The organism is Delftia lacustris (genome assembly GCF_040267515.1).
Classification (GTDB): Bacteria; Pseudomonadota; Gammaproteobacteria; order Burkholderiales; family Burkholderiaceae_C; genus Comamonas; species Comamonas tsuruhatensis.
Map to the genome: position 1 here is coordinate 4,117,119 of NZ_CP141274.1, position 22,660 is coordinate 4,139,778.

Sequence of the window (22,660 nt, forward strand, 5' to 3'; positions counted from 1 at the left end):
GCTCAGTCAAACAGGGCGGCATCCTGCGCACGCAGCGCCTGCTCGGCAATGGGGTTCGCCATCTGGATCTGGCTGCGGTCGCCGCGCGCCTCCTGCAATTGCACGGACTGCACAAACTGCTGGCCGCTCAGGTCCACAGCCTGCAGCCACTGGGCCAGCACGGGGTCGCGCGGCACGAGGTGGAGCCTCCAGCCGGCACCCTGCACCTGGCCGCTGACATCGAAGTAGTGGGTGAGCTGCGCCAGGTCCGCCGACACCACGGCAAACAGCATGGCATTGATGGTGCGCAGCACGGGCTCGTCCTGCGCGCGCATCTGCACGGCCGTGCTGCCATCGGCGCCGCGCGACAGCAGGCTGTCGGGCCTGACGATCAGCGTCGAGGCAAAGGGCTGGCGCACCTGCCAGGCGATGCCCTTGCCACGTGCCACGACGAAGTCGCCCGAGGATTTGAGCGGCTGCCTGAAGCCCTGCACGGTCTTGAGCTGCGTGAACTGACCACGCACCACAGGCGCGCTCTGCACGCGCTCACGCACCTGGGCCAACAGGGCCTGCTGTGACACTTGGGAGGCCGGGGCGGTCTGGGAACCGTCGCCAACGCCGGAAACACCGGCAGCAGGCGCGGCCTGCAAGGCAGCCGGAAGAGACAAGGTGCAGGCCAGGGCGCAGGCCATGCCCCATGCAGCCAGGCGCGTCCCTCGGGCAGTCATGGCTGCACCCCCAGCCGTTCCCACAGCACGGGAGGGCAGACAAAGCACATCTCGCGCGTGCGCATGTCCACGGCCACCTGGGTGGTGTGGGCCGTGTTCACTTTCTCGCCCGTGGCGGCATCGCTGATCAGGTAGTCGATGCGCAGGCGGTTTTCCCACTCGGTGATGGTGGCCTTGATCCGGAGCTTTTGTCCGAACAGCGCCGGGCGCACGTATTTGAGACGCATGTCCACCACGGGCCAGCCGTAGCCGGAGTCGCGCATGCGGGGATAGTCGTAGTCGAAGTGGGCCAGCAAGGCGCTGCGAGCCAGTTCGAGATAGCGCACGTAGTGGCCGTGGTAGACGATTTCCATCACGTCGATGTCGTAGAACGCCGGCGTGACTTCGATCTCGTAGCTCAGCCGCTCGCGCGAGGCGATTTCCTGGTCAGTGGCCATGAAGGCTCCGCGTGAAGGGCAAATTACCCATGGTTGAGAGGATGCGTGGGTGCAGGTGCAGGCATGCCCTGCTCCCAGAACGGGAAGAAGTTGAACCAGTCATAAGGCGCCTTGCACAGCAGGCGTTCAAGCTGCCGGGCATAGAGCCGGGCATAGCCGGCCAGCGCCTGCGCGCGCCGCGCGCGCGGCAGTTCAACCTGGGCGGCAAGCGGCACGAACTCGACGGCATAGCCCCGCCCCTCATGCACGCAGCCCATGAAATACAGCGGGCACTTGAGCAGGGCAGACAGGATGTAGGGCCCGCAAGGGAAGGCGGCCTCATGGCCCAGAAACAGGGCCTGCGTGGTCTTGCTCTCATGCACAGGAACGCGGTCACCGGCAATGGCGATGAACTCCCCGCGCGCCACGCGGTCGGCCAGTGCCATGGCGGTGGCCATGTTGAAGTCCAAGACCTGCAGCAGCTGCACCCCGCTGTCCGGCGCCATGCGGCGCAGCAGGCGGTTGAAGCGCTCGGCATGCCGGGTATGCACCAGGATGGTCAGTTGCAGGCCAGAGCATTGCCGGGCCAGGGCCTGGCACAGCTCGATGCAGCCCATGTGCGCGGTCACCAGCACGGCCCCCTGCCCGCGGTCCATCAGGTCCAGCAAGGGCTGTTGCCCCTCCAAACGCACGTGCTCGGTGCGGTAGCTGTTCGTTACGGCAAGCAGCTTGTCCAGGATCACCTGGGCAAAGACACCAAAGTGCCGCAGGCCGTGCACCCAGCCCGGCCCGCGCGGCCACAGGCCATGCGCCTGTTGCAGGCGCTGCAGGTACTGCAGGGAAGCGCGCCGCGCCACCGGGCGCGTGAGCCAGTAGTAGCCGACGACCGGATACAGGCACAGCAAAAAGGGCCAGCGGCCCAGCCAGCGGTGAAGCTGGTAGAGCAGCCACATGCCGCCCACGCAGGTGCTTTCGCCGATCTGCGCCCAGTGGTGCGGGCTGCGTGTGGAAGGCCCGCTCATGACGCCCCCCGCGTTCGCAGTCGGCGCGCCAACAGTTGCGGGCTGCGCAGCAGCATGCCGCCGAACAGGCGCGCGTGCATGCCGGAGATCCGAAGGTTGTCGCTCCAGACCCTGAAGTGCGACAGCCCATCGGCGGGATAGGTCACGGGCGTGGGCAAGGTCACGAAGGCCACGCCGCGCCAGTGCAGGTGCACCAGCACTTCGGTGTCGAATTCCATGCGCCGCCCCATGCGGGAGCGGTCCAGCACCGCCACCGTGGTCTTCAGCGGATACACGCGGTAGCCGCACATGGAATCGCGAATGTCCAACGACAAGGTGTTGATCCACACCCACACATGGGTGAGGTACCGGCCATAAAGACGCGCCTTGGGCACGCTGGCGTCATAGGCGGGTGCCCCGCAGACCATGCTCCCCGGGTGGGCACGGGCCAGCGCCAGGAAGGCGGGAATGTCACTGACGGCGTGCTGGCCATCGGCATCGATCTGCAGCGCATGCGTGCAGCCCTGGGCCAGCGCGGCGCGCAGGCCGGCCATCACGGCGGCACCCTTGCCCTGGTTGCTTGCCAGGCGCAGCACCTGGACCTGCCCTGCGTGCTGCGCTGCCAGCGCATCCAGCACGGCGGCGCAGCGCGGCTCCGAGCCGTCGTCCACCAGCAGGCAGGGCAGGCCTGCGCGCAGGCAGCCCCGAACCATCCCCCCCACCGTGTCGGGGTGGTTGTAGACGGGGATCAGGGCCGTGGGGCGAAAGCCAGGTGCCGTCATGGCCTGCGCTCCAGCAGGCGGCCGCTGGCATGCACGCCCCGCGCGGAACTCAACTCGAACTGCAGCCAGCCTTTCTCGGGCTGCCACTGCAGCTGCATCTGCACCGTATCGCCGGGCAGGATGGGCTGCTGGAACTTGAGCAGTTGCGCGTCGGCAAATCCGTGCTCCAGGCCGAAGGCCTGGGTCGCCAGGCTCACCACCCAATGCAGTTGCGCCACGCCGGGCACCAGGGATGCCTCGGGAAAATGCCCCTCCAGCACGCGCAGCCGGGGCTGCACCAGCAATTGCGCCGTGGCGCGCTGCGCGCTGCGCTCCTGCCATGCCGGCAAGGGAATCACGGGATTGAACAAGGTCAGCAGGCTGTGATGCGTAGTCTTTCCCTGCGCATTCATGGGCATGCGCTCCACATAACGCCAGTGGCGCGGCAAGGCCACGCGGTCCACGCAGGGTTGCAGCAGCAAGCGCAGCGCCTGACCCATGCCGCGGCGGCCCTGCTGCTGCAACGCCTGCCAGCCCGCTTCGGACAGCTCCACCACCATGCCCACGCGCTGCGGCGCGCCGCCAGCCATGCCGCTGACGCCGAGCGGCTGCTCCAGCACCACGGCCCTGGCCTGCCGGACGTCACCATGGGTTTCCAGAACACGCTCCATGGCGGTCAGGGACACCCGCTTTTCGGCAATCTTCACAATGCGGTCTGCACGCCCCTGCAGCACGAAGCCCAGGCCGTCGGTGCCGGGCAAGGCACGGTCGGCCGTCTCCCACCAAAGCTGCGCATCAGGCAGATGGCGCGAGCGCACGGCAAGAAGCCCGTTGTCCGACAGGCGCAGCTCCACGCCAGGCAGGGCCTGCCAGGATTCGCCGTGTTCTGCGCGTCGGCGCCAGGCGATACCGCCCGTTTCAGAGCTGCCGAAGACTTCGGTGGGCGAATGGCCCAGCAGCTGCAGCGTGTGCTGCGCGGCGCTCTCGGCCAGTGGACCGCCGGAGGAAAACACGCCGCCCAGCCGCTCCATCGCCTGCGACCAGTCCAGGTGCGCCGGCAAGCGGCCGAGCATGGCGGGGCTCGATACCAGCAGGCTGCGCGGCGCCTGCTGCAGTGGCTGCACCAGATCCTCGGGATAGTGCGCCAGATGCGTGCCCATGGTGCGGCCCGCCGCCAGCGGCCACAGAATGCGGAACAGCAGGCCGTAGATGTGATGGTGCGCCACGGTGGAGAGCACCTGCACGTGCGGCCCCTGCGCCATGCCGGCACCGAACACGGCCTGCAGGGCCTGCACTTCGGCATCCAGCTGCGACAGCCGCTTTTCAATGCGCTCGGGCACCCCCGTGGAGCCGGACGTGAACAGCACGACGCGCGCCTTGTGCATGTCCAGGGGCTGCAGTACCACGCCGTCCGCGCCAGCGGCATCAGGCACCAGGGCCTGGGGCAACTCGCCCGCGCAGGCCGCCACCTGGGGCAGCAGCGCCGACAGCGTGTGCGCATGCAGGTCACTGGCCAGCACCGGCGTCTTGCCCGCGTGCCAGGCACCCCATAGCGCAGCGGCAAAGGTCAGCGGATTGCCACAGTACAAGGCCACTTCCGCCCCTTGCACACGCTGGAAGGCCGCGCACCACGCCCGGACAGCATCGACCCATTGCGCGTGCGTGACCGGCGCATCCTGCGGCCTTGCCACCACATGCCCTGCGTCCCTGGACTGCGGCAGTGCCACCTGCGCCAATGCCACCCATGCCAGTGCCAGACCTTGTTCGCTCTTTGTGGCCGTCATCCTTGCCTCACACATGTCCATGGCGCCTGCGCACACGCTGGCGCACCAGCCACTCCACCGCCATCAGCAGCCCCATGGCCCCATAGGCGATCAAACCGTTGTACAAGGCCCAGGCCTCGTCGCTGCCATACAGAGCCGTACCGGCCGCCACTGCGCCATTGCAGACAAAGAAGACGCACCAAACGGCCGTCACCCGGGCGGTGTAGCGCACGGCCGGCGCAGGCAGATCAGGCTGCCGCAGCCGGGCCAGGCGCTCCACCACCGACGGCGGAAACCACAGGCTCCAACCAAAGCCGGCCAGCAGCACGGCATTGACCAGCACCGGATAGAACTTGAGCGCCAGGCCATGGCCCTGCCACCACGAGACGGCAGACAGCGCCGCCGCCCCCGCAGCGACAACCCACCAAAATCCTTCGCGGCTGCTGCAGGCACGCGCCAGCGCCAGCACCACCAATGCGGCGGCAATCCAGTGCGCAGCCACACGCCCCAGCGCGGCATAGACGGCCAGCGGATAGAGCACCGTGGCCAGCAGCACAAGGCCTGTCGCGGTTTTGCGCATGGCAGGCGTGTTCCTCAGGCGACGGCGCTGTCTTCTTGCATCAGCTGATGCAGCGCATCCACCACGTCCTGGATGGTGCGCACCGACTTGAAGGCCTCGGCATTGAGCCGCCTGCCGACCAGAGGCTTCAGTTGGACGATCAGATCCACGGCATCAATGCTGTCGATGTCCAGGTCGTCATGGAGCCGGGCTTCGGGCGTGATGCGCTCCGCCTCGATATCGAAGGTTTCCGTCAGGATTTCGACGATGCGTTCGTAGATGGTTTCTTTGTTCATGAAAATGTCTTTGCTGCGGTCTGCGCGGAGGGCCGCACTCAGTGCGTGCGCTGGGCTGCCACGAAGGCAGCAAGCGCCTGGACGCTGCGGAAATGCTGGCGCGTCTGTTCCGAGTCCCCGGACAGGCTCACGCCGAAACGCTTTTGCAGCGCCAGGCCCAGCTCCAGCGCATCGATGGAGTCCAGCCCCAGGCCCTCGACAAACAGGGGCTCGCCCGCATCGATCTGCTGCGGCGTGATGTCCTCCAGCGCCAGGGACTCGATGATGAGTTCTTTGATTTCTTGCTCAAGCTCAGGCACGGGACGGTTCCTTGAATAGTTGTGCGGACAGATGGTCCGTGACATGTCGGGCCGCCACGGAGTCGCTGGCAGCGCCCTGGCAAAAGGCCTCGATACCGATGTCGTCACGGACTTCGATGAAAAAGTGGGGCTTGCGCGGCGGCACCTGCCACCACGGCGCGCCCTTGGTCAGCATGGGCAGGCTGCAATGGATGTGCACCGGCGTGATATCGATGCGGCCTCTGACCGCCACATGGGCCGCGCCGCGCTGCAGCCGGACTTTGCCGTGCAGCGGTGTTCGCGTGCCTTCGGGAAAGATGATCAGGTTGTTGCCGGATGCCAGCGAGCGCAGGCAGTCCTGCAGCAGGCCCTCGCCACGGCTGTTGGCAATGAAGCCGGCCGCCCGGATGGGGCCGCGCGTGAAAGGGTTGCCTGCCAGCGCCGCCTTGACGATGCAATCGGCATGGCGAACGAAGGAGATCAGGAACACCACGTCGATCAGCGATGGGTGATTGGCAAGAATCAGCAGGCCGCGCCGCTGCAGACGTTCACGGCCGTGCACTTCATAGGACAGAACGCCGACGCCCGCCATCAGGGCCACGAACCAGCGCAGGCTGTGATGGATCACCGACTGGGCCGCCCACTGGCGCGACTGCGGCTGGCGCACGGTCAGCAGCAAGGCCGGATAGACCACGCAGCGCACCACCAGCCCACCCAGGCCGAACACGGCAAAGCAAAGGCCGGTGGCCGCCAGGCGCCACTGACGATTGAGCCACTCAGCCATGAGCGCGCTCCCATCGCCATGTACCTGCGCCACGGCGCTGTGCCGGGCGCTGCGGGCCTGTCAGGGATGCCTGGCCGTCGTGCAACAGAAACTGCAACACCTGCAACCCGTGCGGTAAATGCTGCAAATGCGGCGCGTGGTCCGGTTCCGGCTGCGCGGCGTCCATGCCGGGCTGCCTGCTCAACTGGAAACCGGACTCCCCGGGTACTGCCCATTGCACCAAGACCGCCCAGGCGAATACCACCTGGGGCTCTGTGCGGAAGCCGTCATACGGAGCAGGCAGTGGCGCGTCATAGCAGACCAGCATGACTTGCGGCGCGCCTTCGTGCAGCAAGCCCAATGCTTCGACCATGCCCGCTTCCGGCGCGCAATCGGTGGACGCCACGCACAAGGCATTGGCACGCATGCCTCGCAAAATGGAATGCTGGGCGCCAATGCCGTTATGCACCGCCAGGCCGAATGCCGTGGGAGACAAAGCCTGCCCCAGGGCCTGCGCTTGCAGCAAGTCAAGGGACTTTTCGGCATCGCCGTAGCGCGAAGCCCAGACCACGGGCAGGTCAGCCAATGCAGCCTGCGCCGCAACGGTATCGGCGGGAACAACGGCACATCTGGCCAATAGGCCGAGGCGCCTGCGGGCGATTGGGGGGATATGGGCAAGATCCGGGCGGACCTCGCCCTGTGGCAAGACGGGCTGCCTTGCCCACTGCCGCCACTGGACAGGCTCCTGCAGTCCGGGCGCAAGCGCAGACCACGCCCGAATCGCAAAAACGCGGCGCACGAAAATCCCCCCCGATGCCTATGTTTGAATGTCACGCCCAGTAGCTACTGGCCGCTGGCTTTAAAAAAACGATGCATTGTAGCTATCGAAGGTAAAAAAATTCTTGTATCTGTTATTTAAATTTGTTACTTGATGCATATTGACAACAGTGACGCGGCCATGATAGCCACCAACGACTGATCGGTGCTTCGCCTGGAGGCGGCGCCTTCCCTCTGCACCGGAACCGCGCAGCCTCTCACCTTCAAAGTCAGCCCCGAGCGCCCCCCCCCCTTCAGGCATGCGGGACAGCGCCGGGTGCCGGACATCTGGAATCTGCCGCCAGTACCTGGTTTCAGTGATATGTCGCGCATATGCATTGAACAGGTTTTCCAACCATTCTTATCAGACGCAGATTTTTCTGTCTTGCATTCTTGATCCGCACAATGCTATTGATAACAACAAATCAATCACCCATCAAAAACCGACAGCAGCATGCTCAATCGACATAATCAACGACTATTGCAAATTAATTATCAAGAACTATGAAAAATATAAGCATTCGCTGATAACTACCAGAACCACACCTACCATCCACCTTCCTCCTCTGAAGAAGAAAATAAATGGCCAATGAAAGCGCTTGAATACGGCCACACAACGAAAAACCGCTTCAGCAATTTCTTCTTGAAAATTTCTTACAATCCATCGACATTCCCGCCTACCTGATGCGCTCAGCATCCACTCCAGACCTTTCCTTCCCGTATTGAATACATGCTGTTTTCCGGCCAGAATCCGCCGCCCGACATACATGACCAACTGTCTTCCGTTTCAAGGCAAGACCGGGAGATACTCCATGGTCATAAAGCCGTTGCGATATGGCTGACCGGTCTTTCGGGGTCCGGCAAATCGACCATCGCCAATGCGCTGCAGGCGCATCTGCACGTGGCCGGCCGGCGTACCTATGTGCTGGACGGAGACAACATCCGCAGCCGGTTGAACCGCGATCTGGGCTTTTCCGAAGAAGACCGGGCGGAGAACATACGCAGGGTCTCGGAGGTTGCCCGGCTTTTCGTGGATGCGGGCACGATCGTGATCGCGGCCTTCATTTCCCCTTTCCGTAGCGAGCGCGACACTGCCAGGGCCTTGTTCGACAAGGGTGACTTCCTGGAGGTGTTCGTGGATGTTCCCCTGTCCGTTGCCGAGCGGCGGGACCCCAAGGGCCTGTACAGAAAAGCGCGCCGTGGCGAACTGCTTCAGTTCACCGGAATCGACTCGCCCTATGAACCCCCTGTGGCAGCGGAGCTGACCCTGCGCACGGACCAGCTCAGCGTGGCCGCATGTGTTTCGCGCCTGCAGGCGTTGCTGCTGCAGGGGCAGCCGACTGCGCCGGGCACGCCCGCCCAGGGCAGGCGCCGCTGATGACCTGTCCCCTGCCACTGGCCAAGGCGCTGCAATGAATGCCATGCCCGCCCTGACCTGCGCGCATGAAGACGCCTGTGCCGGCACGCCCCTGTTTGCGCGGCTTGATGCCAGGGTTGCGCTGCAGGCGCTGCGCGAGGAGGTGGATGCGCTGCTGTCCTCGCCATGGTGCGACCACGTGAACCACGGCGGCTACGAAGGCGTATGGCGTGTGATGCCGCTGCGCTGCCAGCGCCAGCATGTGGCGGCCCACCCCATTCTCCAGAGCTTCTCCATCGAGGAACCCGAGGAGGATTGGGAGGACCTGCCCCTGCTGCAACACTGCCCCGCCATACGCCAGGTGCTGGAGCAACTGCAGTGCCCGCTGCGCTCTGTGCGCCTGATGCAGCTGAAGGCCGGCTCATCCATCAAGCCGCATCGCGACCGTGGGCTGGGCCTGGCGCATAGCCAGGCCCGGCTGCATGTGCCCGTGCACACACATCCCGATGTGCAGTTCATCGTGGAAGGCCGCACGATCCCCATGGCCGCAGGGGAGCTCTGGTATTTCAATGCCGATGCCACGCATGAAGTGGTGAACCGGGGCAACCGGGACCGCACCCACCTGGTCATCGACTGCCTTGCCAACGCCTGGCTGGCAGACAGCATCGGCAAGGGACACGCCCATGCATGAGTTGCAGGCGGCCTTTGCCGAACTGATCGCAAGCCCCCGGCAGCACACCCTGTTCCAGCAGGCCAGGAGCATGGAGTCGCTACTGGTGCAGCTGCGCCTGCTGTGGTGTCTTCCCGCCTGGAACGATGGCCGGCTCATGCAGGCGCTGCAGCAGTTGAACCAGGCGGCCGCCGTGCCAACTGCCGCACTGCTGGCCGGTGGCTGGCTGCCACACAGGTATGAGGCACGCACGCGCAGCATCCTTTGGTGCCTGCCGGACGGCGCTGCCACCGAGCCGTTTCATGACGAGTACATCAGCCGCTGCCTGCAGCGCAGGCTGCTGAACCAGTTCATCCGGCCGCGCACGCCGCTGGCCGGCCTGTGCGCGGAATCCCTTCCCAGGCCCGGGGGCCACCCGCCTGCCGGCTTCATCTTCCACCTCTCGCGCTGCGGCTCCACCCTGGTCTCGGGCTGCCTTTCCGAACTGGACGGCACGCTGGTCCTGTCGGAGCCACCTGTCTTCACCGAGCTGCTGCTGGACAGCTCGCTGGACCGGGCGCAAAAGCGCGATGGCATTGCCGGCCTGGTGTCGGCCATCACCGTGGCCGTGCCGGGGCGCCGCAACCTGGTGGTCAAGTGGAATGCCTGGGACATTTTCCAGTGGGAGCTGCTGCACGATCTCTACCCCGAGGTGCCCGGCCTGATGCTGGTCCGCGATCCTGTGGAGATCCTGGCCTCACACCACAGGCAGGCCGGCCGGCACATGTCGGGCGACCCGTCGCTGGCTGGCGCTGGTCCGGTTTTCTGTTCCGGCAGTGGCTGCCAACCCTTTGTCTCCGTGCTCGACCACCGCATGCGCGTGCTGCAGGCAATGATGGAGCGGATGCGGGATCTGCACGAAAGCCAGGGCGTTCCTGTGCTGCACTACCGCCAGCTGGATGCCGAAGCCATGGAGCAGATAGCCCGGCGCTTCGACCTGCATGCAGGCGAGGCAGCGCGCCAGCGCATCGCCGCACGCCTTCGCCAGCATGCCAAGGCGCTGGACCAGCGCTTCGAGCCTGACGGGCGGGACAAGGCGGCCGTCTTTGGCGAAAGCGAACGCCAGCGCATCGAAGAGCGCCTGGGTCCGCTGCACGCACAGCTGCTGCGGCGCGCACAACCCGTGCACGAATAGGCCGCGCCAAAGATCAACGCCAACAGCACATGGACAGCGCCCACGATGTGCCAGCCCCAGAAAAACGGCGAGTCGATCTGCGGCTTTGCCCGTTCCTTTGATTTGCGCAGCACAGATCCTTTGGTAGTCCGCGCTGTGTATGCACGGCTTCAGTCTGAAGCGACACCGCAGGCTGCCGCACTTCACTGACGACAGCGCCTTGCCCAAAGCACGGCACAGACCGCTGCAGCGCCCTCAGGAAATCACATTCCGAATGAACCGCGTCACGCCTTCGTGCAGGTTCACGTAGGCGTAGTCCTGGGCGCTGCCGTAGATGGCGTAGTCGCCGGCCTCGATGGTCATGGGGCCTTCGCTCAGGTCCACCAGCAGGCGGCCTTCGACCACGACGATCATTTCATGCCAGCCTTCCGGGTCGGGTTCGGCCTGGTAGCGTTCGCCGGGGCCCAGGGACCAGGACCACAGCTGAACCTCGCGCGTGGCAGGCACGCTGCCCAGCAGCATGGCCTGGCTTTCGGGCCGGGTGCCGCGCCAGGCCATGGCGTTCATGCGCAGGCGCTGCGCGGCCGGGTCGCTGACGATTTCTATGAAGCTGGCGCCCAGCGCATCGGCCAGCCGGTCCAGGCTGGAGAGGCTGATGTTGGTGTCGCCGCCCTCGAGCTGGACAACCATGCGTCGGCTCAGGCCTGCGGCCTCGGCCAGGGCCGCCTGGCTCAGTCCTGCACGCTGGCGAAGGCGGCGCAGGTTTTCGCTGACGAAAGCCAGGACATCGGAGCGCTCGCCAGCGCTGTGCAATATATTTCTCATATGATCTGCGCAATATGTTGCACACGTCATCTTCTCACAGTTCGCGCACGCCGCTGCTCAGCCGGCAGGAGCTGGCCCTGATCGCCGTCACCATGGTCTGGGGCGGCACTTTTCTCGTGGTCCATCTGGCCATGCAGCAGAGCGGGCCGCTGTTCTTTGTGGGCCTACGCTTCGTCACGGCGGGTCTGATCGGGCTGCTGGTGTTCCGCAAGGTCATGGCCGGGCTCACGCGCACCGAGCTGGTCGCAGGCACGGCCATCGGCGCCAGCATCTTTCTGGGCTATGGCCTGCAGACCTTCGGCCTGCAGACCATCAGCAGCAGCAAGTCGGCGTTTCTGACCGCCTTGTATGTGCCCATCGTGCCCCTGCTGCAATGGCTGGTGATGGGCAAGCCGCCGCGATTGATGAGCTGGATAGGCATCGGCCTGGCCTTCACGGGCCTGATGCTGGTGGCGGGGCCCGAGTCCGGGGGAATGGAGTTGAACGTGGGCGAGATGGCGACCATGCTGAGCACGCTGGCGATTGCGGCCGAGGTGCTCCTGATCGGGCATTTCGCGGGCAAGGTCGATGCGCGGCGCGTGACCACGGTGCAGTTGCTGGCGGCCGGCACCATGGCGCTGCTGGCCATGCCCGTGGCTGGCGAGTCGGTGCCGGATTTCTCGTGGATCTGGCTGACGGCCGCCGTGGCCATGGCCTGCGCCAGCATCCTGATCCAGCTGACCATGAACTGGGCCCAGAAGTCCCTGTCGCCCACGCGCGCCACCGTGATCTATGCCAGCGAGCCGGTCTGGGCCGGCATCGTGGGGCGCATGGCAGGCGACCGGCTGCCGGGGCTGGCCATCCTGGGGGCAGTGCTGATCGTGGGCGGGGTGCTGGTCAGCGAGCTGCGCCTGGGCAGGCAAGCAACCGAGCGGTAACGCCATCCGGCTGCGGCCCCCCACGCCCTGGGCCGCACCATCTCCAGCGTCGTCTTGCCGCAGGCTGGCCCTCGCCCCGCCTGCGGCCAATTCCCCCGCGCCGCCCGGTACCTTGCGGACGGATCTATAGCAGGCCGGCGCAAGACAAATTCCAGGAACAAGCAAAAACCTTTCCTTGAAAACAAGGAAAAGGTCATTTTCTGCCGCTCTAGAGAAAACAATGATTTATCAAAGTCAATCGGAAATATCCGAGATTAAATGACTTGTAACCCGGAACAATCCTATCGAACATTAATTCCTAGGAATAATCTGAAAATTCCAATCTTCACCAATTAACCACCACAACCCTCCATTCGCCCTTTAGATTTCGCCTTTGAAATCCATCGCGCCATTCATCGGTCCGATGGACATCAATTCTGTTGAAATCTTGAAAGGGAGATGGCATGCAAAAGCTTGGTATAGGCGGCATAGGCGGAATAGGCAATCGGCCCAAAATAGTCCGCATTGCTGCAGCAATAGCCGCCAGTTGCTCGGTGCTTGTGGGAGCAGGCAGTACGGCGTGGGCCGCCTCGGCAGGGCAAGGCCGCGGCTATGCATTGGAGGTCGAGGCCAGCATTGCGTTGGCAGGCCTGGGACTGGATGTCCCGCTTGCAGATACTGGCGCGCAAAGCGCCCCGCCGACATTCAATGTCTCCAGACAGGTGCTTTCTGCAGACACCGGGACCGGCGGCCTGATCTCATTGCAAGCTGGCGTGCTCACGGGAAGCACCGAAAGCTCGCTGGGGCAAAACACCGTCACCTCTGCCGCAAGCATCAGCAACGTCAACCTGTCCATAGCTAGTAGCGTGACCTTGAAGGCCGATGCCTTGGAATCCCGTGCGCAAATGGCCTGCGTCAACGGCACTATTCAGTCCACCGGAACCGCGAATCTGGTGAATCTGACCATCTCCGCACTTGGGCTCCCTGTATCAATACCCGCCAATCCGGCCCCCAACACCGGCCTCGATGCCGGAATCCTGGCGATCGTGCTCAACGAGCAAAAAACCACGGGCAAAATATTCACAGTCAATGCCCTTCGCATTGGTGTGAACATCCCCCTTGTCAAAGCAAACCTCGTCTTCGGCCATTCGGAGGCATCGATTGAAGACTGTGCCACGGTCGCGGGCGATACCACATCCCCCTCGGTGGCCATAACCACCTTCCCGGTGATCAATGCCGGCAACCAGAACGCCTATACCGTCGCAGGCAGCTGCACGGCAGGCGATGGCGATGTGAAGGTGGCCATCGGCACGGCCCCGAAGTCCGTGACCATGACGACGGCCTGCAATGCGGCCGGCGCCTGGACGGCACCGGCGGCCAATGTGGCCGGCCTTCCCCAGGGTATGGTGACCATCACCGCCGTCCAGACTGATGCTGCGGGCAACGTCGGCACGCAAAGCGTCATCACCAGCAAGACGACGGGCGCGGTCACGGATACGACGGCACCGGCGATCGCCGTGTTGAACCCGGCCGCAATCAACGCCGGCAACCAGGGCGCCTACGTCCTGTCCGGCACCTGCACAGCCGGCGATGGTGACATCAAGGTGAGTATCGGCACGGCGCCCAACGCCATCGTGGCAACCGCAGCCTGTGATGGCGGTGGGCGCTGGACCATTCCCGCCACCAACGTGAGCAGCCTGCCTGCGGGCACGGTAGCCGTTCAGGCCTCCCAGACCGACGCCGCTGGCAATACGGGAACGGTCAGCATCATCGTCAACAAGGCAGATACCACGCCGCCGACAGTCACAATGGTCACCGCGCCCCAGATCAATGCCGGCAACCAGGGCGCCTACATCCTCTCTGGCACCTGTACAGTCGGCGCAGGCAACGTCACGGTGACCATAGGCACGGCGCCCGACGCGGTGGTGGCCACTGCGCCCTGCGACAGCAATGGCGATTGGACCACCCCCGCCACCGACGTGAGCGTACTTCCTGCGGGCACGGTGGGCATCCATGTGGCTCAGACCAATGCCGCCGGCAATTCGGGCACGGCCGATGCCACGGTCACCAAGGTCGATACCACGCCGCCCACCACGCCCTCGGTCACGGTAGTGAATCCTCCCCCGATAGACGCGGGCAACCAGGGCGGCTACATCCTCTCTGGCTCCTGCACGGCCGGCGGTGGCAGCGTGACGGTGACCATCGGCACGGCACCCAAGGCCGTGGTGGTGACCGTGCCCTGCGATGGCAATGGCCACTGGACCACTCCTGCCACGGACGTGAGCGGCCTGCCCAAGGGATCGGTGACCATCACGGTCACCCAGACCCAGGCGACGGGCGATGTCGACTCAAGCACTGCGACCACCACCAAGACCACGCCTGGCGCGGGCGATGCCCCAGGCAGCGACTCCGTCGCAGCGATCCCCGTGGGCGGGGCCTGGGCCTCCCTGCTCCTGCTGGGCGCGGCGGCGCTGGGACTGCGCCGCCGTGGCAGGCAGCCGGGCCCGCAGTGCTCCGGGCGGCATCACGATTGACGTAGTTGCCACCATCAAAGGCGCCACGGCCGTGGCGCCTTTTTGCATTGGGCCTGCGCAAGGCATGGGGCGGCCTTGATGCGGCCTTGATGGCGTTGTGCGCAAACACAATCCGCCCTTGAGGCAGCCGTCCCTAGAGTCAAGGCCTCACAACAAATGGCTTCCCGATGAAGCCGCGCCGCCATGAGACCTGTCGCCATCCTCCAGCACGAATCCACCCAGGGCCCCGGCGTTCTGCGTGAACACCTGGAGCAGCAGTGCATTCCCTATCGAATGTTGCAGCCCGCCCTCGATGGCAGAGCCCCTGTGCATGCCGCCGACTACAGCGGCATCGTGGTGCTGGGCAGCAACCATTGCGTCAACGAGGGCCTGCCCTGGATGGAGGATGAACAGTCCCTGCTGGCCGACGCGCTGCGGCATGACGTTCCCGTGCTCGGCCACTGCTTCGGCGCGCAGATGCTGGCGCGCGCCATGGGCGCCAGGGTCTGGCGCAACCCCTGCCCCAACATTGGCTGGAGCCGCATCTGGGTGACGGCCGCCGCCCAGCAGCTCATGGACCTGCCGCGCGAGGCCACGATCTTCCATTGGCACTACGACACCTTCGAGATCCCGCGCGGCGCCGTGCGCACCATGTACGGCAGCCATTGCCTGAACAAGGGTTTTCGACATGGCCGGCACTGGGCCTTCCAGGGCCACATGGAGGTGACTGCCGCCAGCGTGGCTGCCTGGTGCGCCGAAGGCCATGACGAGCTGCTGCGCGCACGCGGCCCCGCGGCGCAGACCGAGAGCGAGATCCTGCGCCACCTGGACCTGCGCATTCCCGTGCTGCACGCCCTGGCCCACCGCACCTACCGGGCCTGGACGTCACAGCTGCAGCGGCCCGTGGTCGTGCCCCTGAGCGCGGCCAGCCGGTAAACCTTCCAGGCCAGGCAATCCCTGGTGAATACCCTGGGTGCGCTTGACGCAGCTTTTGCGTGCAGGGAAACTTTCTATACGAAATAGAAAACTTTCGAATCGAAAGAATCCATGCAGGAACAAGGCAACAGTTCACTCAAGCGCAGGCTGCAGATCGTGGAGCTGGCGCGCAAGACCGACGAGGTGCGGGTCGAGGCGCTGAGCGTGCTCTTCGGCGTCTCCACCGTCACCATCCGCAACGACCTGCACTACCTGGAGCAGCAGGGCTATGTGGTGCGCGCCTTCGGCAAGGCGCGCTACAACCCGGCCCTGCTCAAGACGGCGGCCGAGCTGCCCGGCGCCCACGCCGCCGCACAAGGCCCGGCACAGGCCCAGGTGGCCCAGGGCGCCCTGGGCTGGATTGAAGACGATGCGTCCGTCTTTCTTGGCGGTGGCCGCATCACCCACCGCGTGCTGCCGCTGCTGGCCAGCCGCCAGGGCATTGCGCTGACGCTGCACGACCTGTCCATGGTGGCGACGGCTCGGCAGTTTCTCGATTGCGCCATCCACGTCACGGGCGGCTCGATGGCCGGCGACGAGCCCTGCCTCATCGGCCCCGGCGCTGAAACGGGCCTGCGCGGCCGGCCGCTGGACATCTGCCTTTTCGAGATCTGCGGCATCGACGAGCGCAACCGCCTGCTGTGCCGCGACCCGGGCGCCGCGCGGCTGTACGCGGCAGCCGTGGAGCACAGCGCCAAGGCCGTGGCGCTGGCACTGGATCTGGACAGCACCTCGGGCGGACACCCGGTCTGCGACATCGCTCAACTCGACGGCCTGTGCGCGCACCAGGACATGGAGCCCGGCGCCTTCGATCTGCTGGAACGCCACCGGCTGCAGGCCACCCACAAAGCCGAGGGCCGCATCGAGTTCGCCAGAAGCTGAGTTTTTCCACAACGACAGAGGGAGGGAGACCGCCATGGACCGCAACACGTTTCTCCGGCGCATGCTGGCCGGCGCATTCACATTCGGCCTGCCGGCCAGCCCGGCGCTTGCACAGCCGGGCCCCGGCCCCGCGCGCACCCTCGGCGTGTCCCTGCTCACGCAGCAGCACCCGTTCTACCTGGAGCTGGCCCAGGCCATGCAGCAGGAAGCCGCGCGGCAGGGGCTGAAGCTGGACCTGAGCATTGCCAACCAGGACCTGGGCAAGCAGATCTCCGATGTGGAGGACTTCGTCAGCAAGAAGGTCGATGCCATCATCCTGTCGCCCGTGGATTCACGCGGCGTCAAGGCCGCCGTGCTCAAGGCCGCCGCCGCCCGCATACCCGTGATCACCGTGGACATTGCGGCCAGCGGGGTGGAAGTGGCCTCGCACGTGGCCACCGACAACCGCGCCGGCGGCGTGCTGGCCGGCCAGCTCATGGCCCGCGCCACGGGTGGCAAGGGCCAGATCGGGGTGCTGCACTACCCGTCCATACAGTCCGTGGTCGATCGCGTGGAGGGCTTCAAGTCGGCCATCGCGGCCTTCCCCGGCATGAAGATCGTCTCGGTACAACCCGGCATCACACGCGCCGAGGCCCTGTCCGCATCGCAGAACATGCTGCAGGCCCACCCCGACCTGGCAGGCATCTTCGGTTTTGGCGACGATGCGGCCCTGGCCGCGCTGGCCAGCGTCAAGGCCGCCAGAAAGCTGGAGCAGGTGAAGATCGTGGGCTTTGACGGCATGGCCGAGGCCCGCGCAGCCGTGGACCGCGAACCGGCCTTCGTGGGCGTGATCCGCCAGTACCCCGACCAGCTGGGACTGCAATCCGTGGCCCTTGCCGCGCAATTGCTGTCGGGCAAGCCGGTGGAAAAACTCCACCCCGTGCTGCCCGGCGTGTACACGGCTGCCGCCAGGTAAATGAACCTGCGGAGCCCGCCATGCCAGGCCCCACTGCACACAGCCGCCCAGGCCGTGCCATGCTCGACGCCGTTGCGCCGCCCCCCATGCTCGAAGCCCGGGCGCTGGCCAAATCCTTCGGCGCCGTGCAGGCGCTCAAAGGCGTTTCCTTCCGCCTGCGCGCAGGCACGGTGCACACGCTGCTGGGCGAGAACGGGGCCGGCAAATCCACCCTGCTCAAGATCCTGGCCGGCGTACACCGGCCCGATGGCGGACAGCTGCTGGTGGCCGGCGCCCAGGCCCGGCTCGGCAGCCCCGGCGATGCGCAGCACCACGGCATCGCCATCGTTCACCAGGAGCTGAGCCTGGCGCCCAACCTCAGCGTGGCGGACAACCTGTTTGCCGCGCGGCTCCCGCAGCGGGCCGGCTGCGTGGACCGCCGCGCACTGCGCCGCGACGCCGCCGCGCTGCTGGCCCGACTGGGCATGGACCTGGACCCCAACGCGCAGGTGGCCGAACTGTCGCTGGCCCAGCGCCAGCTGGTGGAGATCGCCAAGGCGCTGTGCCAGCCCTCGCGCATCGTCATCATGGACGAGCCCACGTCCTCGCTCAGCGACAGCGAGGCGCAGATTCTCTTCACCCTCATCGCCCGCCTCAAGGCCGAGGGGCGCGCCATCATCTATGTCTCGCACCGCATGGACGAGATCATGCGCATCTCGGACGAGATCACCGTCATGCGCGATGGCAGCTCCATCTGCACCCTGGCGCGGGACGAGACCGACATCGGGGCGCTCATCGCGCTCATGGTAGGGCGCCAGATGCAGGACATCTATCCGCCGCGCGGCCCCGCCCCTGACCGCAGCACGCGCGCCCTGCTCCAGGTGCGCGGCCTGGGCCTGGCCGGGCGCTTCGAAGGCATTGACTTCGAGGTCCATGCGGGAGAGATCGTGGGGTTCTTCGGGCTGGTGGGCTCGGGCCGGTCCGATGTCATGGATGCGCTGTTCGGCATGCACCGCTGCACGGGCAGCATCCTCATGCACGGCCGGCCGCTGCGCCTGCGCTCGCCGGCCGACGCCATCGGCCACGGCGTGGCTTTCGTGACCGAGAACCGCAAGGAGCAAGGCCTGGTGCTGGACCAGTCCGTGCAGCACAACATCTGCATGGTGCAGGTGCACAGCGGGCGCGGCGGCGCACTGCTCACCGACGAGGCCGCCGAGCAATCGCTGGCCCGCGCCTGCGTGCAGCGGCTGAAGATACGCGTTGCCGGCCTGCACCAGCCCGTGCGCCAGCTGTCGGGCGGCAACCAGCAAAAGATCGTGTTCGCCAAATGGCTGGCCATGCGGCCCCGGCTGCTGGTGCTGGACGAGCCCACGCGCGGCATCGACGTGGGCGCGAAGTTCGAGATCTATGCCCTGATCCGCGAGCTGGCAGCGGCCGGCACCGCCGTCATCCTGGTGTCGTCGGAGCTGCCCGAGGCACTGGCCCTGAGCGACCGGCTGCTGGTCATGCGCAACAAGCGCCTGGTCCAGAGCATGGACACCCTCCATCTGCGCCAGGAGACCGTGATGGCGCACGCCACCGGAGCAGGACTGCCATGACCCCTTCCGAACTGAGCATCACCGCATCTGACTACTCCAAGGCCTCCAACGCTTCCGACGCCGCCGAAAGCATCCCGAACCGCCAGGAAACATGGCGAGACGGCTTGCGAGGTGGCTGGCGATCGCTGCGGCGCCACGCCGGCACCCTCATGGGCCTGGCCGCCCTGGTGCTGCTGTTCTCCCTGCTGTCGCCGGCCTTTCTGACGGGCGGCAACCTGCGCAACGTGCTGCTGCAGGTGTCCATCATCGCCATCGTGGCCTTCGGCATGACCTATGTGCTGCTGCTGGGCGAGATCGATCTCTCGGTGGGATCGGTGGTCGCCCTGGCAGGCAGCGTGGCCGGCCTGATGCTGGGCCAGGGCCTGGCGCCCGCCCTGGTGCTGCCCGCCGTGCTGCTGTGCGGCCTGCTGCTGGGCGCGGTCAACGGCTCGCTGTCGGCGCTGCTGCATCTGCCGTCCTTCATCGTGACGGTGGCGACCATGGGCATCTTCCGGGGGCTGGCCTATATCGTCTCGGGCGGCATGCCGCAGCCGGTGGACAGCGAAGCCTTTCTGTGGATCGGCAATGGCGAGCTGCTGGGCATGCCCGTGCCCATCTGGATACTGGCCGCGCTGCTGGCTGCCAACCACTTCGTGCTGTCGCGCACCGTGTTCGGCCGCAAGACCTATCTGGCAGGCGGCAATGCCGAGGCGGCCATCTATGCAGGCATACGCGTGAGGCGGCTCAAGATCGCCATCTTCATGCTGTCGGGGCTGATGGCGGCCGTGGGCGGCCTGCTGCTCACCTCCCGCCTGTACTCGGCCCAGCCCAACGCGGCCATGGGCTGGGAGCTGGACGCCATTGCCGCCGCCGTGCTGGGCGGCACGCGCCTGGCCGGAGGCCACGGCAGCGTTGCGGGCACCTTGATAGGGGCGCTGATGATCGGCGTCATCAACAACGGCATGAACCTGATGAGCGTGCCCTACTTCTATCAGCTCATCGTCAAGGGCAGCGTGATTCTGGTGGCCGTGTGCATCGATGTGCACAGCAGGCGCAGGCGCTGACGCATGGGCCGGCGGTGCAGCGAACGGCGCACGGGGTTTGATTCCAAAGGGAGGGAGAGCATGCAATCCATCATGACCATGGGCGAGATCCTCGTCGAAATCATGGCCGAGCGAAAAGGCCAGAGCTTTCGCGTGCCGGGGCCGCTGGCCGGGCCCTATGCCAGCGGGGCGCCCGCCATCTTCATCGACCAGGTGGCCCGGCTGGGGCATCCGGCCGCCATCATCGGCTGCGTGGGCGATGATGATTTTGGCTGGCTCAACATCGACCGCCTGCGCCGCGACGGAGTGGACACCAGCGCCATCGCCGTGTGCCAGAACGCCGTCACGGGCAGCGCCTTCGTCACCTACCGCGACAGCGGCGAGCGCGACTTCATCTTCAACATCACCAACAGCGCCTCGGCCCAGCTGCAGCCCGAGCAGGTCAACCAGGCCGTGCTCAAGGACTGCGCGCATTTCCACGTCATGGGCTCGTCGCTGTTCTCGTTTCGCATCATCGATGCCATGAAGAAGGCCATCGAAATCGTCAAGGCCCAGGGCGGCACCGTGTCCTTCGATCCGAACGTGCGCAAGGAGATGCTGCGCATCCCCGAAATGCGCGAAGCCCTGGCCTACATCCTGGAGTTCACCGACATCTTCCTGCCCAGCGGCCACGAGGTCACGCAGCTGGCCCGCTCGGCCGACGAGGCCGGCGCCATCGCCGAGATCTTCGCGCGCGGCGTGCGCGAAATCGTGGTCAAGCGCGGCGCCGACGGCTGCAGCTACTTCAGTGCCGACGAGCGCATCGACCTCGACGCCCTCCGCGTGAACGTGGCCGACCCCACGGGTGCGGGCGACTGCTTTGGCGCCACCTTCATCGCCTGCCGGCGCCTGGGCAAGACCGCGCTGCAATCGCTGCGCTACGCCAATGCGGCTGGCGCGCTGGCCGTCGCAAGCAAGGGGCCGATGGAGGGGACATCCGGCTTTGCGGGGCTCGACGCACTGCTGGCACAACAGCCGCAGCACCTGCGGCATGCGGTGATGGAGGGCTGAAACCATGCCCGCCCACCTCACCCACCTCACCCGCCTGGCGCAGTCACGCTCCGGGCAAACGCCAGCAGCCGCAGGCGATGCGCGCGCAACAGGCAGCGCACTCGGCATCTACTCCATCTGCTCGGCCCATCCCCTGGTCATCGAGGCCGCCATGCACCAGGCGCTGGACGACGGCACGCCCCTGCTGGTGGAAGCCACCGCCAACCAGGTCAACCAGTTCGGCGGCTACACCGGCATGCAGCCCGCCGACTTTCGCCGTTTCGTGCTGGCCATTGCCGACCGCTGCGGCCTGCCGCAGGACCGCGTGCTGCTGGGCGGCGACCACCTGGGCCCCACGGCGTGGACACACCTGCCTGCCGCCGAGGCCATGGACCTGGCGCAGGACCTGGTACACGCCTATGCGGCGGCCGGCTTCGTGAAGCTGCACCTGGACGCCAGCATGGCCTGCGCGGGCGACCCCCAGGCACTGGACGACGCCACCGTGGCCCGCCGCGCCGCCCTGCTCTGCCAGGCGGCCGAGCAGGCCAGCACCTGCCCCGCGCCCGGCCCGGCCTACGTGATCGGCACCGAAGTCCCCGTGCCCGGTGGCGCCGCGCATGCGCTGGAGCATGTGGAAGTCACCGCGCGCGCCGACGCCCAGCGCACGCTGCAGGTGCACCGCGACGTCTTCGCGCAGCAGGGGCTGGACGCTGTCTGGCCGCGCATCATCGCGCTGGTGGTGCAGCCGGGCGTGGAGTTCGATCACACGCGCGTGGTGGACTACGCGCCAGCCGGGGCAGCCGACCTCCGGCAGTTGCTGCGCCAGCATCCGCAACTGGTCTTCGAGGCCCACTCCACCGACTACCAGCGGCCCGAGGCCCTGCGCCAGCTGGTGCAGGACGGCTTTGCCATCCTCAAGGTCGGCCCCGGCGCCACTTTTGCGCTGCGCGAGGTGCTGTTCGCGCTGGCCTCCATCGAAGAGCAGCTCATCGACGCGCACCAGCGCTCCCACCTGCCCGCCGTGCTGGAGTCCGCCATGCTGGGCCGCCCCGCCAGCTGGGAACGCTACTACCGCGGCGAGCAGCCCGATCCCGGCGCCCAAAGGCTGCTGCGCATCTACAGCTACAGCGACCGCATCCGCTACTACTGGGCCGACCCCACGGTGAACGCCGCCGTGGCGCGGCTGCTGGACAACCTGTCCGCCTGCGCCCTGCCCGAGAACATGCTCAGCCAGTTCCTCCCCGCCCAATACCAGGCCGTGCGCGCCGGGCGGCTGACCCCCTCACCCCACGCGCTGGTGCTGGACCGCGTCCGCGAGGCGATCAGGCCGTATGCGGCGGCTTGTGGGAGCTGCCCTGACAATCCAACGCGGGGTGGTTGCCATGCACAAACTCACACTTGATCTGGATGACGTCACGTACGGCTTGTTGGAGCAGGCAGCCAAGG

Annotated in this window: 23 protein-coding genes; 12 read left to right on the forward strand and 11 right to left on the reverse strand. The window is 66.3% G+C overall.

The genetic code is table 11. From position 1 onward, the window contains the following. Positions 1–2 precede the first annotated feature (2 nt). From U6958_RS20150 to U6958_RS20195, 10 genes are read right to left on the reverse strand one after another with little or no spacing between them, the layout of a single operon-like run. Entirely contained in the window at positions 3–707 is a 705-nt protein-coding gene (locus U6958_RS20150) for an outer membrane lipoprotein carrier protein LolA (RefSeq protein WP_244160557.1), read from the reverse strand. Continuing rightward, the gene (locus U6958_RS20155) at positions 704–1,144 is read right to left on the reverse strand and encodes a thioesterase family protein (RefSeq protein WP_017406826.1); all 441 of its coding nucleotides are present in this window, start codon (positions 1,142–1,144) and stop codon (positions 704–706) included. The genes U6958_RS20150 and U6958_RS20155 overlap by 4 nt, the downstream gene beginning before the upstream one ends. A gap of 23 nt (positions 1,145–1,167) precedes the next feature. Then, positions 1,168–2,145, reverse strand: a complete 978-nt coding sequence (locus U6958_RS20160) for an acyltransferase (protein ID WP_074923618.1) — start codon at positions 2,143–2,145, stop codon at positions 1,168–1,170. Beyond that, the gene (locus tag U6958_RS20165; protein ID WP_074923619.1) at positions 2,142–2,906 is read right to left on the reverse strand and encodes a glycosyltransferase family 2 protein; all 765 of its coding nucleotides are present in this window, start codon (positions 2,904–2,906) and stop codon (positions 2,142–2,144) included. The genes U6958_RS20160 and U6958_RS20165 overlap by 4 nt, the downstream gene beginning before the upstream one ends. Continuing rightward, the gene (locus tag U6958_RS20170) at positions 2,903–4,669 is read right to left on the reverse strand and encodes an AMP-binding protein (protein ID WP_074923620.1); all 1,767 of its coding nucleotides are present in this window, start codon (positions 4,667–4,669) and stop codon (positions 2,903–2,905) included. Before U6958_RS20170 ends, U6958_RS20165 begins: the two co-directional genes overlap by 4 nt. 7 nt (positions 4,670–4,676) lie before the next feature. Next, positions 4,677–5,228: a membrane protein gene (locus U6958_RS20175; RefSeq protein WP_046239885.1), complete on the reverse strand. Its 552-nt coding sequence runs from the start codon at positions 5,226–5,228 to the stop codon at positions 4,677–4,679. 14 nt (positions 5,229–5,242) lie between these two features. After that, positions 5,243–5,503: an acyl carrier protein gene (locus U6958_RS20180; protein ID WP_017406831.1), complete on the reverse strand. Its 261-nt coding sequence runs from the start codon at positions 5,501–5,503 to the stop codon at positions 5,243–5,245. A gap of 38 nt (positions 5,504–5,541) precedes the next feature. After that, a complete protein-coding gene (locus U6958_RS20185; protein ID WP_128422704.1) occupies positions 5,542–5,802 on the reverse strand; it encodes a phosphopantetheine-binding protein in 261 nt (86 codons plus the stop codon). Then, positions 5,795–6,565: a 1-acyl-sn-glycerol-3-phosphate acyltransferase gene (locus tag U6958_RS20190; RefSeq protein WP_017406833.1), complete on the reverse strand. Its 771-nt coding sequence runs from the start codon at positions 6,563–6,565 to the stop codon at positions 5,795–5,797. The genes U6958_RS20185 and U6958_RS20190 overlap by 8 nt, the downstream gene beginning before the upstream one ends. Beyond that, entirely contained in the window at positions 6,558–7,343 is a 786-nt protein-coding gene (locus U6958_RS20195; RefSeq protein ID WP_074923621.1) for a beta-ketoacyl synthase chain length factor, read from the reverse strand. Before U6958_RS20195 ends, U6958_RS20190 begins: the two co-directional genes overlap by 8 nt. A 747-nt stretch (positions 7,344–8,090) precedes the next feature. Here U6958_RS20195 and cysC point away from each other — a divergent pair. Genes cysC through U6958_RS20210 form a run of 3 tightly spaced genes read left to right on the forward strand, consistent with a single transcriptional unit; the run spans position 8,091 to position 10,561 of the window. Then, entirely contained in the window at positions 8,091–8,738 is a 648-nt protein-coding gene (gene cysC, locus U6958_RS20200) for an adenylyl-sulfate kinase (RefSeq protein WP_074923622.1), read from the forward strand. Positions 8,739–8,772: 34 nt separating this feature from the next. After that, entirely contained in the window at positions 8,773–9,408 is a 636-nt protein-coding gene (locus U6958_RS20205) for an aspartyl/asparaginyl beta-hydroxylase domain-containing protein (RefSeq protein ID WP_074923623.1), read from the forward strand. Further along, positions 9,401–10,561 (forward strand): hypothetical protein, encoded by a 1,161-nt coding sequence (locus U6958_RS20210; RefSeq protein ID WP_046239880.1) that lies wholly within the window; start codon positions 9,401–9,403, stop codon positions 10,559–10,561. Before U6958_RS20205 ends, U6958_RS20210 begins: the two co-directional genes overlap by 8 nt. 234 nt (positions 10,562–10,795) lie before the next feature. Here U6958_RS20210 and U6958_RS20215 read toward each other — a convergent pair whose 3' ends face one another. Further along, the gene (locus U6958_RS20215; RefSeq protein WP_074923624.1) at positions 10,796–11,365 is read right to left on the reverse strand and encodes a helix-turn-helix domain-containing protein; all 570 of its coding nucleotides are present in this window, start codon (positions 11,363–11,365) and stop codon (positions 10,796–10,798) included. Positions 11,366–11,379: 14 nt separating this feature from the next. On the opposite strand from U6958_RS20215, the gene U6958_RS20220 reads away from it, so the two are divergent. The 9 genes from U6958_RS20220 (at position 11,380) to U6958_RS20260 (ending at position 22,616) form a co-directional block, all read left to right on the forward strand. Beyond that, complete coding sequence (locus U6958_RS20220) at positions 11,380–12,282, forward strand: DMT family transporter (RefSeq protein ID WP_074923625.1); 903 nt, start codon at positions 11,380–11,382, stop codon at positions 12,280–12,282. A gap of 443 nt (positions 12,283–12,725) precedes the next feature. Then, complete coding sequence (locus U6958_RS20225) at positions 12,726–14,795, forward strand: choice-of-anchor P family protein (RefSeq protein ID WP_074923626.1); 2,070 nt, start codon at positions 12,726–12,728, stop codon at positions 14,793–14,795. A gap of 183 nt (positions 14,796–14,978) precedes the next feature. After that, positions 14,979–15,710: a type 1 glutamine amidotransferase gene (locus U6958_RS20230; RefSeq protein ID WP_016448076.1), complete on the forward strand. Its 732-nt coding sequence runs from the start codon at positions 14,979–14,981 to the stop codon at positions 15,708–15,710. Between the two features lie 111 nt (positions 15,711–15,821). Beyond that, entirely contained in the window at positions 15,822–16,631 is an 810-nt protein-coding gene (locus tag U6958_RS20235) for a DeoR family transcriptional regulator (protein WP_074923627.1), read from the forward strand. A gap of 34 nt (positions 16,632–16,665) precedes the next feature. Then, entirely contained in the window at positions 16,666–17,586 is a 921-nt protein-coding gene (locus U6958_RS20240) for a substrate-binding domain-containing protein (protein WP_047217327.1), read from the forward strand. A gap of 20 nt (positions 17,587–17,606) precedes the next feature. Beyond that, positions 17,607–19,163, forward strand: a complete 1,557-nt coding sequence (locus U6958_RS20245) for a sugar ABC transporter ATP-binding protein (protein ID WP_074923628.1) — start codon at positions 17,607–17,609, stop codon at positions 19,161–19,163. Further along, positions 19,160–20,206, forward strand: coding sequence for an ABC transporter permease (locus U6958_RS20250; protein ID WP_074923629.1), 1,047 nt, complete (start codon positions 19,160–19,162; stop codon positions 20,204–20,206). Before U6958_RS20245 ends, U6958_RS20250 begins: the two co-directional genes overlap by 4 nt. Before the next feature lie 60 nt (positions 20,207–20,266). Continuing rightward, positions 20,267–21,235 carry a sugar kinase gene (locus U6958_RS20255; RefSeq protein ID WP_074923630.1) on the forward strand — a complete coding sequence of 323 codons (969 nt, stop codon included), beginning with the start codon at positions 20,267–20,269 and terminating at the stop codon, positions 21,233–21,235. Positions 21,236–21,239: 4 nt separating this feature from the next. Beyond that, entirely contained in the window at positions 21,240–22,616 is a 1,377-nt protein-coding gene (locus U6958_RS20260; protein ID WP_074923631.1) for a D-tagatose-bisphosphate aldolase, class II, non-catalytic subunit, read from the forward strand. Positions 22,617–22,660: the final 44 nt, after the last annotated feature.